The sequence below is a fragment of the Enterobacter sp. IF2SW-B1 genome (assembly GCF_001743375.1).
Lineage (GTDB): Bacteria > Pseudomonadota > Gammaproteobacteria > Enterobacterales > Enterobacteriaceae > Enterobacter > Enterobacter bugandensis.
Window position 1 is genome coordinate 244,194 of record NZ_MJAA01000005.1, and the last position, 16,774, is coordinate 260,967.

The following is a 16,774-nucleotide window of genomic DNA, read 5'->3' on the forward strand; positions in this document are numbered from 1 at the left end:
AACTGGATTACGGTTTGACGCTATTTTCATTCGAAAATTACGTCCCAGATAACACTTCGGGAACATTCCCCCAAAACTAAATTCGCAGACAACTACACTATGGCTAACAGGAAACGAGATATGGTTATGCACAGGTTTGCTGCTTTATTGCTGGTGTTTCTGCTCAGCGGCTGTAGCGCACTGCAGGGTACACCGCAACCCGCTCCCCCGGTTGCCGATCATCCGCAGGAGATTCGTCGTAATCAGACGGAAGGATTACAGCGAATGGGCACCGTCTCCGCGCTCGTTCGCGGTTCGCCGGATGACGCAGAAGACGCAATAAAGGCACAAGCCGTCGCTGCCAAAGCAGATTATTACGTCATTATTATGATCGACGAAACCATCATAACGGGACAGTGGTATTCACAAGCCATTTTGTACCGGAAATAATGGTTTACCTTTGAACGACATTTACACTGCTTTGCGTCCATAGACATTTTCCTGTCCACAATAAACTCCATGCCAGCGACAAGGAATGGGAGTTTATTCGCGAAGGATTGCCCGGCGGATACCGGAAATATGTGAAATGGAGCTGACGATGAAACGAACTCTTGCTTTGACCTCTCTGTTGCTCTCTGCAGGCCTGGTGAGCACCACCGCGCAGTCAGCAGAATTCGCCAGTGCGGATTGCGTAACAGGTCTGAATGAAATAGGCCAGATCTCCGTCAATAACATTCCGGGGAGCCCGCAAGACGTTGAACGTATCGTGGCATTAAAGGCCGATGAAGAGGGCGCGTCATGGTATCGCATCATCCAGATGCAGGAAGATAACCACATCGACCAGTGGCGGGTACAGGCCATTCTCTATGTATAAATCCTTCCTGATAAAAGCCACTTATTTTTAGTGGCTTTTCGTTTTTGCAAATTTTTTATCTAATTTAAAACCACAATAAAACAATAAAATAACATTTTGTTACATTAATTCAGTAAACGTAATCTCCGCTCTGCCGTTGAAGAACCATACCTTTTCAATGATGAGCAATTTATGATCAATGTTTTCCGCCGTGCGGGCCTTGGAACAAAGCTGTCGCTGCTGACGGGCGTCAGTGTCGCCACGCTGTTTCTGCTTTTCACTTTCCTGCTCAGCCAAAAAGCCAGCCAGCAGCTTGAAGCCCTCGCGGTCGAAGATCTGCATAATCAGTCCACCGGTATGGTCGACATGGTGCAGATGTTTAATACCAGCCTGAGCGAAGAAGTCGAAAGCTACACCAGACTGTTTACGACATTTCTGCCTCAGCCGTTTAGCGTCGATACTCAGCAGACCCGGACCATAAACGGGCTCGCCGTTCCCCTGCTGAAAGGGGGCGACGCTGAACTCCATGAAAATACAACGTTTTCTGATGATTTTCTGAGCCGTACGGGAGCGATCTCAACGCTGTTTGTTCGCAGCGGTAACGACTTCATTCGCGTTGCCACCTCCCTGCGCAAAGAGAATGGCGATCGCGCTATGGGGACGGTTCTGGACACGAGCAGCCCGGCGTTTGCCTCCGTCACGAAAGGCGAGGTGTACCGCGGCCTGGCGCTCCTGTTTGGCAAGCGCTACATAACCCAGTACCAGCCCGTGAAGAACAGTGACGGTCAGGTTATCGGGATCATCTTCGTTGGGGTGGATATCACTCACTCCTGGAATGTCATGCGCGAGAAAATCCTCAACCGCCGCCTGGGCGAGAGCGGACACTTCTTCGTGCTGGACCGCAGCAACGGCAAAACGCGCGGTCAGTATCTGTTCCACGCCAGCGAAGAGGGAAAACTGCCGAAGTGGGATAGCGCCACCCAACAGCAGCTGTTGAGCGATTCCTCCGGCTCGCTGGAACGCGTAAGCGACGACGGTCGCACGCTGAAAATGGCCTATACGCCGCTGCCCGGCTGGAACTGGACCATCGTCGGTGAAGTGGATAAATCAGTCCTGCTCTCAAGCGTTAACGCCATGCGCGACCGTTTCCTGCTGGCCGGCGTAGCGTTGTCTGTCCTCTTCGCGGGCCTGTTTGTGGTGCTTATTCGCCGGATGCTGACCCGTCCGCTGCGTAACGTGATTGACCTTGCCCGCCAGTATGCCGCGGGCGATCTACGCTCCAGCCTGCCCGTGACCCGACAGGATGAGGTTGGCCAGCTGGTTGAAGCCATTAACGGTATCGGTGATGGGCTACAAAAAATTGTCCTGCAGGTCCGCGAGGCCGCGGGCGAGATCCATCTGGGCACCAATGCGCTGGCCTCCGATACCGGAGACATCTCCGAGCAGATCAACAAGCAGGCCAGCAGCGTTGAGGAGACCTCCGCCAGCATGGAGCAACTGGCCGCGACCGTGCAGCAAAATGCCGCCAACATGGAGCAAACGCAGCAGCTGGTAGGTGAAACCTCGCGCGCGGTTCATCAGGGTGGTGAAACGGTGACCCATGCGGTTGCCACCATGGACGATATTCGCGAAGCGTCAAAACGTATCGAAGACATCACCCGCGTGATCGAGTCCATCGCGTTCCAGACTAATATTCTGGCGCTGAATGCGGCGGTAGAAGCGGCACGCGCAGGCGAGCATGGAAAAGGTTTTGCCGTGGTCGCGCAGGAAGTTCGCGCCCTGGCAGGTCGAAGCGCCAACGCGGTGAAGGAGATTGAACATCTGATTGGCGATACCCTGCGAAAAGTGGGCGAAGGCCACGCGCTGTCTGAACAGACGCGTCTGGCGATGGATTCCATCATCGTTCATATCGACAACATCAGCCTGCTGGTCACGGAGATTAACCACGCGTCACGCGAGCAGTCCGCGGGGATCGGCCAGGTCAATCTTGCCATGACCCACATTGGCGAAGCGTCGCATATCAATGCCGATCGCATCTCACGCAGCGAGCAAACCGCACGCACGCTGCGCGAGAAAGGGTCACACCTTACCCAGCTGGTCAGCCTGTTCCAGCTTAAACGCTAGCCAACCCTGCCCGTGGCGCGCAGCAGCAGATCGCTTTGCACCTGCTCATTCATGAGCGTACCGCCACGGGTATCCAGCATCATGCGGCACCACGCCTGCGCCACGGGCGGCGATGCGTGCCGCAGCATCTGGCTGCCGGCCCCCAGCAAAAAGAGCTGCTGAGCGATCTCCCTCCCCTGCGCCTCCTGCGGTTTACGCAGCTTTTGCTGAAGCTGCCGCCAGCTGCGGTCAAAGTGTCTGTCCTGCCCTTTGACCTGGGCAAACTCGTCGGCAAGCAGGTCGTGGATACCTGGCTGCTTCGCCAGCACCCGCAGCACGTCCAGGCACATGATATTGCCCGATCCTTCCCAGATGCTGTTCACCGGCATCTCACGATACAGGCGTGGAAGTTCATTCTCCTCGCAGTACCCGACGCCGCCGAGTGCCTCCATCGCCTCCGCCACGAACGGAATGCCCGCTTTGCACACGCTGAATTTTGCGGTCGGGGTAAAAAGCCGCGCCCAGGCGGCCTCCTGCGGGTCGGTGCGGTTATCCCACGCCCGGGCCAGACGGAACAGCAGCGCCGTATGCCCCTCCAGCACCAGCGCCATACGGCTTAGCACTTCACGCATTAGCGGCTGATCGATAAGATTTTTGCCGAAGGTCTGACGCTGATGGGCGTGGTACAGCGCCACGGAAAGCGCCCGGCGCATTAGCCCGTGGCTGCCCAGCGCGCAGTCGAAGCGCGTCAGCCCGCCCATCTTAAGGATTTGCCGCACGCCTTCTCCCTCTTCACCCAGCAGCCAGCCGGAGGCATCGAGGAACTCCGCCTCGCTGCTGGCGTTCGAGCGGTTGCCGAGCTTGTCTTTCAGACGTTCCAGCCGTACGGCGTTGCGCTGTCCGTCGGGTAAGAAACGCGGGACAAAGAAGCATGACAAACCGCCTTTCGCCTGCGCCAGCACCAGATGCGCATCGCTCTGCGGCACGGAGAAAAACCACTTGTGGCCCACCAGTCGGTAGCTGCCGTCGCTGCATTTTTCCGCTCTGGTGGTGTTGCTGAGCACGTCCGAGCCGCCCTGCTTTTCCGTCATTCCCATGCCGATCAGCAGGCCGCGCTTTTGCCCACCCGGCGCGAGATGGGGATCGTAACGGTCGCTCATCAGCGGCGTTAACCATTCATGAAACGGTTTGGGCAGCGACTGCTGCAACAGCGGCGTGGCGGCGAAGGTCATGGTCACCGGGCATAACGTCCCCGCTTCTACCTGAGCATGGAGCACGAAGCGCGCGGCCCTGGCGACGAAAGACCCTTTTCGTGCCTCTTCTTCCCATGCCAGATTATGTACCCGGTTAGCGCAGAGCCCCTGCATCAGCAGGTGCCATGCCGGATGAAAGCGAACGTCATCCAGCCGCTCACCCGTGGGGTCGTAGCGTAATAGCTCCGGCGGATTCACGTTCGCCAGCCTGCCCAGCTCCAGCGACTCCGCCGTGCCTAACTGCTGTCCGATGCTGGCAAGAAGATCCATATCCCACTCGGCACCCTCGCGCGCAACCGCGTCGCGCAGGGCGCAGTCAGAGAGGAAAAGGTTGCTGTTAGAGAGTGGGGCTGGTTGATTAAAAACGGTATGGGTCTGCCAGTGCATGCTGTCTCCCTCCTTCAGTGGCAATGAAGGTAAGTATGGACAGACCGTATGAACGCTGCATGGGAGTGAGGTCACACGATGGCGATCCCGCTGATATCATTCGTGAAATAGCTCACAGAACATAAGAATAAACTATTTCATTACTTCGCTTATGTTGAATAATTTATTCTTAACCCGTCTTTGTGAGGATCGTTATGCAACAGGACGCGCACAAGCGTGCATTAATTGCAGGCTCCATTGGTAACTTTATCGAGTGGTATGAGTTTGCGGTCTACGGTTTTCTGGCGACCGTGATTGCGAAGAACTTTTTCCAGCTTGAGGGAGAGGCGGGGCTGACCAGTCTGATCCTCACCTGGGCCTCGTTTGCCATTGCCTTCTTCTTCCGTCCGCTGGGTGCGGTGGTATTTGGCCGCATTGGTGACAGGATAGGCCGAAAACCGACGCTGATTATTGTGCTGGTGCTAATGACGCTCGCCACCACGGCCATCGGCATCGTGCCCGTCTACGCCAGCATCGGCATTGCTGCGCCGCTGATCGTTACGCTGCTGCGCATCCTGCAGGGCCTGTTCGCGGGCGGCGAGTACGGCGGTGCGGTCTCGCTGATGACGGAGTTCGCCCCGCGCGGCAAGCGCGGTCTGTACGGCGCGTGGCAGTCCTTTACCGTGGCGCTCGGGCTGTTAGCGGGCGCAGGTATTGTCGCGCTGCTCTCTGCCCTCCTCACGCCTGAAGCCCTGCACGACTGGGGCTGGCGCATTCCATTCTTCCTTGCCCTGCCGATGGGCGTGGTCGCGCTGTGGCTACGGGTGAGCATGGAAGAGACGCCGAGCTTTGTGCAGCAGAAGGAAAAAGCGGTCATTGCTCAGGCCAGTACTTCCGCCACGCTCAAAACCATCCTGATGGGCATTGGCCGCGTGATGGTCTGGTCCGCGGCGGGGTATACCTACCTCGTGATCATGCCGACCTATCTGCAGTCTGCGCTGCACACCGGGTTTAATCAGGCGCTGCTGATAGCGGTGATTTCTAACATTGGGTTTGCGCTCACCATCATTCCGTCGGGAATGCTGAGCGACAGGATCGGGCGGCGAACGGTGATGATTATCGCCACCGTGCTCCTGCTGATCCTCGCCCTGCCGCTGCTGAAAATTTTGCAGGCGGAATCCAGTACGATGGCGGTCAAAGCGATTGTGGTGCTGATTGCGGGCGGTCTGGTGGGGATGCTGGCGGGGCCGGGCCCGGCGATGCTGTCTGAGATGTTCCCGACGCGCGTGCGCTATACGGGACTGGGGCTGGCCTATTCGTTATCAAACGCGATTTTTTCGGGCTGTGCGGGGTTAATCATTACCGGGCTGATTAAGCAGACGGGCAACCTGGACATTCCGGCCTATTACGTGATGGCAACGGCGGTGGTGAGTATTTTCGCGCTGATGACGCTCAGGAAGGATGACCATTTACGGTCGTTAGATGAGTGAACCTCAGAGCTGGGGTTTTCACCCCAGCTAAAATTAACCCGCTATGTAGTGGGGAATAAAACGCGAGGTGTCTTTCGTTATCAACGATCCGTCTTCACGAATACCGATTCCGGCAGGTTCATCATCGACCACCCAACTTCCTATCAATGTATAGCTGTTGCCAAAACGCGGTAATGCCTGGAAGCCCTGATAAATCATAGGTTCGTTTGCATAATCACCAGCTTCACTCTCAACAATATTGCGCTGCGCGTCAAAAATAGTCACATTTCCTCCTTCTCGTGAAAAAAGGGGCTTACGGACTAACGGAACGCCATTTGGAATCGACGTTAATTCATCTTCAAACCACGCAGGAAGAAGGTTGGGATGCCCTTCAAAAAAGCGCCACAAAAGGGGTAAAATACCCTTATTGCTGATGACGCTTTTCCAGAGTGGTTCCAGCCATTGCTCTCTTCTGGCACACAGCAGCGGACCATTTTCATCACGCATCATCCATTCCAGAGGGTAGAGCTTAAACGCACGCCGGATAACATTATCGTCAATGTCCGTTAAAAAACCGCCAGTGCCCAGGCCAATATCGTCCATATAGATAAAGCGGGTGTTAAGTCCGGCCTGGACGGCGCAATCTTCCAGATAGAGAAGCGTGCCGCGATCCTCCTCACTCTCTTTGCAGCAGCAGAAGTAGAGTGGAATGTCGGTGGCTAGTTCTGCAAATCGAGCGACAAGCTTATCCTGAATGGAATTAAACTGATCGGCGTCTCGAGGAATGATCCCAGCGCGACGTGCGTCCTCCATCCATTGCCACTGAAAGTAGGCTGATTCATATAGGGACGTCGGTGTGTCGGCATTGTATTCCAGCAGTTTGACACTACCTTCATTAGTCCATACGAAGTCCATACGGCCATACAGTGAAGGATCCTGGCTCTGCCAGCTTTCCGCAATGGCATCCCAGTAAAGCGGCGGAATGGCAAGTTGCGTCATCAATTCTTCACTTTTTACCGCACGATCCACCACATCCAGACACATTTGATGCAGTTCAGCCGTGGGTTTTTCAATTCTTTCTTCAATCTGCTGTAACGTAAAACGGTAGGCACGGCTCTCATCCCAGTAAATTTCATCGTCGATAATATGAAAATGAAAACCATGGTCGCGGGCAATTTTGTCCAGCCCCGAACGAATAGGAACGTCATGACGTAACATAATTACCCTCCCCAGCTTCCACGGGCACTGGATGAGCGCCCATATCCACCCCGAGAGATTGTTGATACGCGCTTTGTTGTATAGCCCATTTGACTGCCGGCCTGCTTACCGGAGTGCCAGACATAGGATGAAGAATTTCGCCACACGGGACGGGAAGAGTAAAATGAACCTCCACTTGTATACCTGTACCCTTCATCAGCGTCTTCTCTGACTTTTTTATTAAGTAAAAATCCTGACAGAACCGGTATCCAGCTATTTTCGATATTGTCGTAATAGCAGTTCTCGAATTGACGTATGCAGTCTTCCCTTGACATATTTTTCGGCATATCTGCTTCAAATTTAGCTTTCGCATTGTTCCATGCATCGCTGCAAACCTGAGCGCTATTGCCATCGTCAACGCACGCTTGCGGCGATGCGTAAAACACGCCATCACCGTCATTATCATCAGCCGAACTATCGCACCCCTTCAGGGCGATAAATGCTGCACCGCCCATAATTGCCAGCGTCAAATACTTCCCGCTTTTGCGCTTTGAGGGTGAAGAGCGGAACGCTGCATCTTGGCTTCCTGATGCAGATCGAATCGGACTAGACTTCCGTGTTTTTTTCTTTTTAGCCATGTTCATTTATTACCATGTCATGCAGGCAGCATTTAAGATCCCGCCAGCCAGTGCTGCCATCCCCATAAATAATCCTGCGGCGTAGTGGCGGTTAACGATTTTTTCACTAATGTTCGGCATATAAATGCGTACGCAGCCATACACCAGTAATTGTACGACTAGCGCAACGCATCCCCATATCAGGTAATCCGGCATGCTAACCGAGTTTACGGCAGCGCTGGACAGAGGAATCACATACCCCAATAGCGTGCCACTGAATGCCGCCGCCGCCGCCAGGTTATTTTCTTTAATCAGTTTCCATTCATCATGTGACGTTATTCTTGAGTAGATGAATAAGAATATGACGGTCATCGCCAGACCGGTTAAGAAGTAAGAGAGAAAAGCAAATAATGAACCCAGCATGGTTTACATCCCCAGAAAGTTATCCAACAATGTTTAGCGAAGTGAGTGGAATATCCACACCTACGGCATACGAAAAGATCCACTCTGGCTCGCTATTATCACAAAATGTCTCTTCGCCAGTTAGCAAAAGGTACTCATACAGATCGGCAGTCGCCTCCCTCTGATATGCCATCATGAAATTATGCACATCCCATTTTTCGTTCTGGTTATTTTCAACGTGTTCCAGCAGGTAAACCGGTTCAACGTTCCCCTCCTCATTCTCGTTAAATATTCTTGTCCAGTCTCGTTCATTCCATTGCAGACTGGGTCTGCCAATTAAAGCTGCACCAATCTCTTTTTGCCATTGTTTCTCCGAAGCAATACCAAAGCTATCCTGATAAATAAAAAGCTTAATATCATCAATACTTTCCCTTTCCATACCACCAGTAGTATTTATCTGCAAAAACTCATCACCAGACGTGTAATAACGATAAATACGACAACCCGCGCCAGCTTCAATCACGCTGCTAGCTGCAATGGTATATTCCTCTTCTGGTAGTTGAGTCAAAAAACGGGCGGACAGTCGAAATGTCAGCGTATCAAGTGTAAACGCCGCACGTTGATGTAATCCCAATGGGCCACGCATCACTGGCTGAGGTGTTTTATTAAATAAATTAAAAAATAAGTTCCGCATGACTTTTCCCTATGTTCTGCCAGCACACCTCATTCGACGAAATGCGACTATTGCCGATTAAATGCAACCACATCCCTCCTCTAACCTCTGTGGAGATCTCAGGGTTAAGCTCCATACCACGACCATTTTTACAGTGGCTAATCCCCAGCACCGTCGCATCATGTTGCAGTTTCATGTAATGCATTAACGCACCATAAGGTATACAGGAAACCGATGTGGGTACCATCAGCGTGTAACCCGTATCACCCAGCATCGGGTTCATGATTGACGCTACGGATTGAGAAGAGCCAGGATCCTGGATCGAACGGGAAAGCTGTTCGGCTGAAAGATTGCGAACAATCTCTATTGTCGGGCAATGGGTCTCCAGTAAGCCTGCGTAGCGTTCATCCTCAAGATAAGCAACGATATGGCAATGCGCTGGCGCATCGTTTACCAGTGAGAGTGTGGCTGTAAAGGTTTGTTCATCGGTGCTGGCAAAAATGACCACACATGAACAATTTACTAACCCCATCCGTTTTTGCTCTTTCGGATCGCTGTAATTACTTACTTTGAGAAAATCGACATATAAATTATCGGATAAAGGATGCGCTATATCCTGCTGCTCACACAACACTACGCGACTAAATACCCGCTGCTCATCATAAAGCAGCAATGAGATCATTTTCTCTGTCTGATGACCGCGCCAGCCAATCACCAAAACATGGTTATGTAGTGAACTAAAATTGCCCATTCCTGCTATTCCTTTAGCTAATAATCCCTGTACTAACGCGATGATTTTGCCCATCAATGCGCCGAAAAGCCCAACGCCGATAGGGATTTGCCAGAGAGCTGTGAACAACTTCCCTGCTTCGCTCTGAGGACTCAAATCCCCAAAGCCAATCGTCGCCCCAACCACTGAGCTGTAATAAACAAAATCACTTATCCGGCCAACGAGGGTCGTCTCTCCCAACCAACGAAAGACAATAAAGCAAAGCAAATAATGCCCGGCAAACAAGCACAGCAGCGCTGTCCAGGTAAGCCGGAATAAATGTTGCCTGCAAACATTCACGACCCAGGAGAGAAACATTACAGAGCCTGCGTAAGTTTTAACCGTTCAAGAACCGCCTGTGCGGAGCTTGTTCCTGTGGTACCCACGCCTGCCTGCGCGAGCTTCTCTTCAAGCTCACGTCCATCCGCCACTTTTTCCAGTTGCGCTACCGCATCCAGTTTGGCCTGACGTTCAGCCTGACGCGTCTGAAGTCTTTTTAAAGACTCTGCGGCCGTCGTTACGTTCGATGTTGCTCCGACCGTTGACGTCGTCACGGCCTGTTGCGCCCGCTGCATGGCTTCCGTGGCTTTAACAACCTCCAGCTGCTGTTCAAACTGATTAATACGTTGTGAAGTAATAGCTACGGCTTTTTCAATATTATTTCTTGAGGTTTCAAGAGAGTCCAAAACCTGTGCTTCACGAGTAATGGTATTCTCAAGTCGGGCGATTTCTTCTGCAACCTCGTTTAGCAGCGCAGCATCAATATTCTTGCTCATTCCTTCTATCGCTCGTGACTCAAGATATTGCTTCCGCTCCCGCAACTCGGAAAGCTTGTCATTACTGAGCTTCACCCGGGCAAGCAGATCAACCCGGGATTTGCCTGCTTTATCAAGCTCAGCTTTTGCATCCCGGATGTGCTGCTCCAGCATCCGAACGCCCTGCGCTTCTTCTATCGCTTCATCGGCCTGATTGAGTAGTGATTTACCCAGTGTAAAAAGATTCTTCAAGATGCCCATACCTTTCCCTTACCTGTTAATTTATAAATTCTTGTGTAAGCTCAGCCAAATCCAGCGCATTCTCCGCAAGGGTTGTAATTTCCAGAATAATATCCTCAAGAGAAGAACTTACTGATAAGGCACCAAAAGCGACATAATATTCATCATGTTGAATTTGCGAAATTCCAACAGAAGATAAGGGAAGCATTTTTTGATTACGTAATAAGAAGAGGTTGAAGTCAGCCTGGCGCTTAATGTCATTAACAGGACATATATAGGTTTCAATGATAATTTGCTGGGATGTAATAAAAATACTTAATGGCAAATCGCCATATTCATTCATTTTTATAATAAGTACATCATTGTTATTTTTTAAATCAATATAAATATCGCGCCGGCGCGACAATTCATCGGCAAGCGATGAGAGAGACCATCTCATAATTTCATCCATGTGTTAGTTTTAAAGATATTTATAAAAGCCGAAATCGCTTCGGTCGTTATATTACCAGCCAGGGCATAAAAAAAGCCACCCGAATTGGGTGGCTTTTTTACAGATTAATAATCAGCTACGCTGGCGCACCGCTTCAAACAGGCAGATACCCGTTGCAACGGAAACGTTCAGAGACGACACGCTGCCCGCCATCGGGATGCTAATCAACTCGTCGCAGTGCTCGCGGGTCAGGCGACGCATGCCTTCACCTTCCGCCCCCATCACCAGCGCCAGACGGCCGGTCATTTTGCTCTGATACAGAGTATGATCCGCTTCGCCCGCGGTACCGACGATCCAGATATTTTCTTCCTGCAGCAGACGCATGGTGCGCGCCAGGTTGGTCACGCGGATCAGCGGAACGTTTTCCGCCGCGCCGCAGGCCACTTTCTTCGCCGTCGCGTTCAGTTGGGCAGAGCGATCTTTCGGTACGATCACCGCGTGCACGCCCGCCGCATCCGCGCTGCGCAGGCACGCGCCGAGGTTGTGCGGATCGGTTACGCCATCCAGAATCAGGAAAAACGGGTTTTCCAGCGCGGCAATCAGATCCGGCAGATCGTTTTCCTGATACTGACGGCCCGGCTTCACGCGGGCAATGATCCCCTGGTGCACCGCGCCTTCGCTTTTCTCATCCAGGAACTGGCGGTTCGCCAGCTGGATCACCACGCCCTGCGCTTCCAGCGCGTGGATCAGCGGCATCAGACGTTTGTCTTCACGCCCTTTCAGAATAAACACTTCCTGAAAACGCTCCGGTGCGCGCTCGAGAAGGGCCTGCACCGCGTGGATGCCGTAAATCATTTCACTCATTGATGGTTCTCGTAATAAGTATTTCCCCTCTCCCGGTTGGGGAGAGGGTCAGGGTGAGGGGAGAATTACTCCGCCTGCTTTTTCTTGGCTGCGCGCTTCGCTTTTGTCGCGGCAGCGATTTTCTGCGTTTTCGCGGAAGGCTTTTTCGCTGAGCGAGCCTCTTTCTTCGCCGCCTTTGGCTTCTGTTTCTTCTCGCCGCGGAACGCGCTGTCCGGCTCGAAGTTTACCTTTTTGCCCGCCTGGCGACGTTTACCGCTCGCTTTGCCGTTTCCGCCTTTTTTCGCCCTTTCACGCTCGGTTTTACCGACGTTACGCGGCGCGCGCTCGCTGGAGATCAGGCTGAAGTCGATTTTACGGTCGTCCATATTCACGGCTTCGACCTTCACTTCCACGCGATCGCCCAGACGGTAGGTCTGGCCGCCTGATTCGCCAATCAGACGCTGGCCGACCTGGTCGAAGCGGTAGTAGTCGTTATCCAGGCTGGAGACGTGCACCAGACCGTCGATAAACAGCTCATCCAGACGAACGAAGAAACCAAAGCCGGTCACGCTGGCAATCACGCCCTTAAAGACGTTGCCCACCTGATCCAGCATAAAGTCACACTTCAGCCAGTCCGCCACGTCGCGCGTCGCTTCATCCGCACGGCGCTCGGTCATGGAACAGTGCTGACCCAGTTGCAGCACTTCGTCCATGGAGTAGTGATAGCCGCCGGTTTCGGTCGTGTTGCCTTTATGGCCCTGCTCGTGCGCCAGCAGATACTTGATCGCACGGTGCAGTGACAGATCCGGATAACGGCGGATCGGCGAGGTAAAGTGCGCGTAAGACTGCAGCGCCAGGCCGAAGTGACCGCGGTTTTCCGGATCGTAAATCGCCTGCTTCATGGAGCGCAGCAGCATCGTCTGCAGCATTTCCGCGTCAGGACGATCGCTGATGGATTCCAGCAGTTCGGCGTAATCGCGTGGCTCAGGCTTATTACCGCCAGGCAGCTCCAGGCCGAGCTCAGCCAGCACGGAGCGGAACGACGTAATGGCTTCCGTGGTCGGCTTATCGTGAATACGGAACAGCGCAGGTTCTTTGGCTTTCTCAACGAAGCGTGCCGCCGAGATATTCGCCAGAATCATACACTCTTCGATCAGCTTGTGCGCATCGTTACGCTGGGTCTGTTCGATACGCTCAATGCGGCGCTCGGCGTTGAAGATAAACTTCGCTTCTTCGCTCTCAAAGGAGATCCCGCCGCGCTCTTCGCGCGCCTGCTCCAGCGTTTTGTAGAGGTTATGCAGCTCTTCAATGTGTTTAACCAGCGGCGCGTACTGCTCGCGAAGGTCCTGGTCGCCCTGCAGCATATGCCAGACCTTGGTATAGGTCAGACGCGCGTGCGAGCTCATTACCGCTTCGTAGAATTTGTAGCCCGTTAAGCGCCCTTTGGTGGAGATGGTCATCTCACATACCATACAGAGACGGTCAACCTGCGGGTTCAGGGAGCACAGGCCGTTGGAGAGCACTTCCGGCAGCATCGGTACCACCTGCGACGGGAAGTAGACCGACGTACCACGGCTGCGCGCTTCGTTATCCAGCGGCGTGTGCGGACGCACGTAGTAGCTTACGTCAGCAATGGCCACCCACAGACGCCAGCCGCCGCCGCGTTTTTTCTCGCAGTACACGGCATCATCGAAGTCGCGGGCGTCTTCACCATCAATGGTGACCAGCGGCAGGGAGCGGAGATCCATACGGCCCGCTTTGGACTCTTCCGGTACTTCTTCGCGCAGGTTTTCGATCTGCTCTTCGACCGCTTTCGGCCAGACGTACGGAATTTCATGGGTACGCAGCGCCATATCGACGGCCATGCCGGTGCCCATGTTATCGCCCAGCACTTCGACGATTTTACCGACCGCTTTGGTGCGACGGGTCGGACGCTGGGTGAGTTCAACCACCACCACAAAGCCCATACGCGCGCCCATCACCTCTTCAGGTGGGATCAGAATATCGAAGCTCAGACGGCTGTCGTCCGGCACCACGAAGCCTACGCCCGCATCGGTAAAGTAGCGGCCCACAATCTGGCTGGTTTTTGGCACCAGCACGCGAACCACGCGTGCTTCGCGGCGGCCTTTACGGTCTGCACCCAGCGGCTGCGCCAGGATCTGGTCGCCGTGGATGCACATTTTCATCTGTTCGGATGAGAGGTAAAGGTCGTCCTTACGGCCTTCCACGCGCAGGAAGCCAAAGCCATCGCGGTGACCAATGACGGTCCCTTTCAGCAGATCGAGGCGTTCCGGCAGCGCGTAGCACTGGCGGCGGGTAAAGACCAGTTGCCCGTCACGCTCCATCGCGCGCAGGCGGCGGCGAAGGGCTTCAATTTGCTCTTCACCTTCAATATTTAATTCAACGGCAAGTTCTTCACGATTGGCGGGTTTTTCGCGTTTTGTTAAGTGTTCAATGATGAACTCGCGGCTGGGGATAGGATTCGCGTATTTTTCGGCTTCGCGTTCCTGGAAAGGATCTTGTGACATGTCGGTTCCTCCGTTGTCAGCCCCGGTGGAAATTTTCTTCATTCCACCAGCAATAATTTATAAAGCGGTTGATTCTCTTCAACCAAATCGGCCAGCGTGTAGTTATCCAGTTCCTTGAGAAAACTTTGCACGGCCTTTGAAAGCGCCTGTTTAAGGCGGCAAGCGGGCGTAATGTGGCAGAACGCGCTGCTGCAGTTCACCAGAGACAAGGGCTCCAGCTCGCGTACCACATCCCCGATACGAATACTCTGTGCCGGTTTACCAAGACGGATCCCTCCATTCTTCCCGCGGACGGCAGCAACGTATCCGGCACGGCTAAGTTGATTGATTATTTTGACCATATGATTACGGGATACACCGTATACCTCTGTCACTTCAGAGATACTGGTCATCTTCCCTTCGGGTAACGACGCCATGTAAATCAGCGCGCGTAAGCCGTAATCGGTGAAACTTGTTAACTGCACATCAACCTCAGGAAAAAGGGAAAACGCGGTCAAACCGCAGAGATATTCATTAATGATGATAAACCAGCCAGATAGTTAGCGGCTAATTTATTTGACAGACGGGGCGAAAAAGCGGAGATCCAGGAGCGGTCGCCGGTTGGCGCTACGCTTATCCGGCCTACGGGTCTCCCCGCAGGCCAGCAGTCACGAAGATTATGCGTCGAACGGGTCGCGCAGGATCATCGTTTCAGTACGATCCGGGCCGGTAGAAATAATATCGATCGGCACTTCGGTCAGTTCTTCAATGCGCTTGATGTAATCCAGCGCCGCCTGCGGCAGGCCGCTACGCTCTTTCACACCGAAGGTGGTCTCAGACCAGCCCGGCATGGTTTCGTAGATTGGCTCAATGCCTTCCCAGTCGTCAGCAGCCAGCGGAGTGGTGGTCACTTCGCGGCCATCTGGCATACGGTAACCTACGCAGATTTTCACTTCTTTCAGGCCGTCCAGCACGTCCAGCTTGGTCAGGCAGAAGCCAGACAGGGAGTTGATCTGCACTGCGCGACGCACGGCAACCGCATCCAGCCAGCCGGTACGACGACGACGACCGGTGGTCGCGCCAAACTCGTTACCCTGCTTGCACAGGAACTCGCCGGTTTCATCAAACAGTTCGGTCGGGAATGGACCCGCACCTACGCGAGTAGAGTACGCTTTGATGATGCCCAGAACGTAATCCACATAACGTGGACCCAGGCCAGAGCCGGTCGCCACGCCACCCGCGGTGGTGTTAGAAGAAGTAACGTACGGATAGGTACCGTGGTCGATGTCCAGCAGCGTACCCTGCGCACCTTCGAACATGACGAAATCGCCACGCTTGCGCGCCTGGTCCAGCAGATCGGATACATCAACAACCATACCGGTCAGAATGTCTGCAATCGCCATGACGTCATCCAGCACTTTCTGGTAGTCAACAGCGTCAGCTTTGTAGAAGTTCACCAGTTGGAAGTTGTGATATTCCATCACTTCTTTCAGTTTTTCAGCGAAGGTCGCTTTGTCGAAGAGGTCACCGACGCGCAGACCGCGACGTGCAACTTTATCTTCGTAAGCCGGGCCGATACCACGACCGGTGGTGCCGATCGCTTTCGCGCCACGCGCTTTTTCACGCGCCACGTCCAGCGCCACGTGATAGTCCAGGATCAGCGGGCAGGCTTCGGAGAGCAGCAGACGCTCACGAACAGGGATACCACGGTCTTCCAGACCTTTCATCTCTTTCATCAGCGCAGCAGGAGACAGCACAACGCCGTTACCGATGATGCTGGTGACGTTTTCGCGAAGAATGCCTGATGGAATAAGATGGAGGACGGTTTTTTCACCGTTGATTACGAGAGTATGGCCTGCGTTGTGACCGCCCTGGTAGCGTACAACATATTTAGCCCGTTCAGTCAGAAGATCGACAATCTTCCCTTTACCTTCGTCACCCCATTGGGTGCCCAGTACGACGACGTTGTTACCCATTTTTTTCAAAATCACCGTTTGCTTAAAAATGGATTCTACCATCGCTTTTTCAGATATACAGCACTTTTTGACCTTAAAATACGCCAATTGCGGCTAGTTTTTGATCAGCCAATCGTTTTCCTCAACATGTAGTAGATAACGATACCAGCAACCACAAGACCACCGCCGAAACGACGCAAAATATTATCCGGTAGCTGGCTCATGGTCGCGATCATACGACGCCATGCGCGCGGATAGAGCATCGGGCCGAGACCTTCCAGCACCAGAACCAGGGCCAGCGCGAGCCAGATCGTTGAATTCATTTTTCATCCTTATAAAAGAAAACCACCGCTCCGTTGGGAG

At 53.4% G+C, this 16,774-nt stretch carries 17 protein-coding genes; 4 read left to right on the forward strand and 13 right to left on the reverse strand.

Going from position 1 to position 16,774, the window contains the following annotated elements; all coding sequences use genetic code 11:
* Positions 1-99: 99 nt before the first annotated feature.
* The 3 genes from bsmA to A6013_RS12895 all read left to right on the forward strand — a co-directional run bounded on the left by bsmA (position 100) and on the right by A6013_RS12895 (position 2,956).
* On the forward strand, positions 100-429 hold the full coding sequence (gene bsmA / locus A6013_RS12885; RefSeq protein ID WP_028015263.1) for a biofilm peroxide resistance protein BsmA: 330 nt from the start codon (positions 100-102) through the stop codon (positions 427-429).
* 136 nt (positions 430-565) lie between these two features.
* Positions 566-853: a DUF1471 family protease activator YjfN gene (yjfN, locus tag A6013_RS12890; protein WP_069733195.1), complete on the forward strand. Its 288-nt coding sequence runs from the start codon at positions 566-568 to the stop codon at positions 851-853.
* 171 nt (positions 854-1,024) lie between these two features.
* The gene (locus tag A6013_RS12895; RefSeq protein WP_069733196.1) at positions 1,025-2,956 is read left to right on the forward strand and encodes a methyl-accepting chemotaxis protein; all 1,932 of its coding nucleotides are present in this window, start codon (positions 1,025-1,027) and stop codon (positions 2,954-2,956) included.
* Here A6013_RS12895 and A6013_RS12900 read toward each other — a convergent pair.
* Entirely contained in the window at positions 2,953-4,575 is a 1,623-nt protein-coding gene (locus A6013_RS12900) for an isovaleryl-CoA dehydrogenase (protein WP_069733197.1), read from the reverse strand. The genes A6013_RS12895 and A6013_RS12900 overlap by 4 nt on opposite strands.
* A 194-nt stretch (positions 4,576-4,769) precedes the next feature.
* On the opposite strand from A6013_RS12900, the gene A6013_RS12905 reads away from it, so the two are divergent.
* Positions 4,770-6,044, forward strand: coding sequence for an MFS transporter (locus A6013_RS12905; RefSeq protein WP_069733198.1), 1,275 nt, complete (start codon positions 4,770-4,772; stop codon positions 6,042-6,044).
* Between the two features lie 33 nt (positions 6,045-6,077).
* On the opposite strand, the gene A6013_RS12910 is transcribed toward A6013_RS12905, so the two are convergent.
* From A6013_RS12910 to A6013_RS12965, 12 genes are all read right to left on the reverse strand, one after another.
* On the reverse strand, positions 6,078-7,241 hold the full coding sequence (locus tag A6013_RS12910) for a glutathionylspermidine synthase family protein (RefSeq protein ID WP_069733199.1): 1,164 nt from the start codon (positions 7,239-7,241) through the stop codon (positions 6,078-6,080).
* Between the two features lie 2 nt (positions 7,242-7,243).
* Positions 7,244-7,858 (reverse strand): DUF1190 domain-containing protein, encoded by a 615-nt coding sequence (locus tag A6013_RS12915; protein WP_072058719.1) that lies wholly within the window; start codon positions 7,856-7,858, stop codon positions 7,244-7,246.
* A 9-nt stretch (positions 7,859-7,867) separates the two neighbouring features.
* The gene (locus A6013_RS12920; RefSeq protein WP_047052621.1) at positions 7,868-8,260 is read right to left on the reverse strand and encodes a DUF350 domain-containing protein; all 393 of its coding nucleotides are present in this window, start codon (positions 8,258-8,260) and stop codon (positions 7,868-7,870) included.
* A 19-nt stretch (positions 8,261-8,279) separates the two neighbouring features.
* Positions 8,280-8,933, reverse strand: coding sequence for a DUF2491 family protein (locus tag A6013_RS12925; protein ID WP_047366974.1), 654 nt, complete (start codon positions 8,931-8,933; stop codon positions 8,280-8,282).
* Positions 8,914-9,999 (reverse strand): potassium channel family protein, encoded by a 1,086-nt coding sequence (locus tag A6013_RS12930; protein WP_069733200.1) that lies wholly within the window; start codon positions 9,997-9,999, stop codon positions 8,914-8,916. Before A6013_RS12930 ends, A6013_RS12925 begins: the two co-directional genes overlap by 20 nt.
* On the reverse strand, positions 9,999-10,697 hold the full coding sequence (locus A6013_RS12935; RefSeq protein ID WP_047364102.1) for a PspA/IM30 family protein: 699 nt from the start codon (positions 10,695-10,697) through the stop codon (positions 9,999-10,001). The genes A6013_RS12930 and A6013_RS12935 overlap by 1 nt, the downstream gene beginning before the upstream one ends.
* A gap of 16 nt (positions 10,698-10,713) precedes the next feature.
* The gene (locus A6013_RS12940; RefSeq protein WP_069733201.1) at positions 10,714-11,115 is read right to left on the reverse strand and encodes a YjfI family protein; all 402 of its coding nucleotides are present in this window, start codon (positions 11,113-11,115) and stop codon (positions 10,714-10,716) included.
* Between the two features lie 123 nt (positions 11,116-11,238).
* A complete protein-coding gene (gene rlmB, locus A6013_RS12945) occupies positions 11,239-11,970 on the reverse strand; it encodes a 23S rRNA (guanosine(2251)-2'-O)-methyltransferase RlmB (RefSeq protein WP_069733202.1) in 732 nt (243 codons plus the stop codon).
* Positions 11,971-12,035: 65 nt separating this feature from the next.
* The gene (gene rnr, locus A6013_RS12950) at positions 12,036-14,477 is read right to left on the reverse strand and encodes a ribonuclease R (protein WP_069733203.1); all 2,442 of its coding nucleotides are present in this window, start codon (positions 14,475-14,477) and stop codon (positions 12,036-12,038) included.
* 38 nt (positions 14,478-14,515) lie between these two features.
* Positions 14,516-14,941: a nitric oxide-sensing transcriptional repressor NsrR gene (gene nsrR / locus A6013_RS12955; RefSeq protein ID WP_028015256.1), complete on the reverse strand. Its 426-nt coding sequence runs from the start codon at positions 14,939-14,941 to the stop codon at positions 14,516-14,518.
* A 192-nt stretch (positions 14,942-15,133) separates the two neighbouring features.
* Entirely contained in the window at positions 15,134-16,432 is a 1,299-nt protein-coding gene (locus tag A6013_RS12960; RefSeq protein ID WP_006178975.1) for an adenylosuccinate synthase, read from the reverse strand.
* A 104-nt stretch (positions 16,433-16,536) separates the two neighbouring features.
* Complete coding sequence (locus tag A6013_RS12965; RefSeq protein WP_003855996.1) at positions 16,537-16,734, reverse strand: DUF2065 domain-containing protein; 198 nt, start codon at positions 16,732-16,734, stop codon at positions 16,537-16,539.
* Between the last annotated feature and the right edge of the window lie 40 nt (positions 16,735-16,774).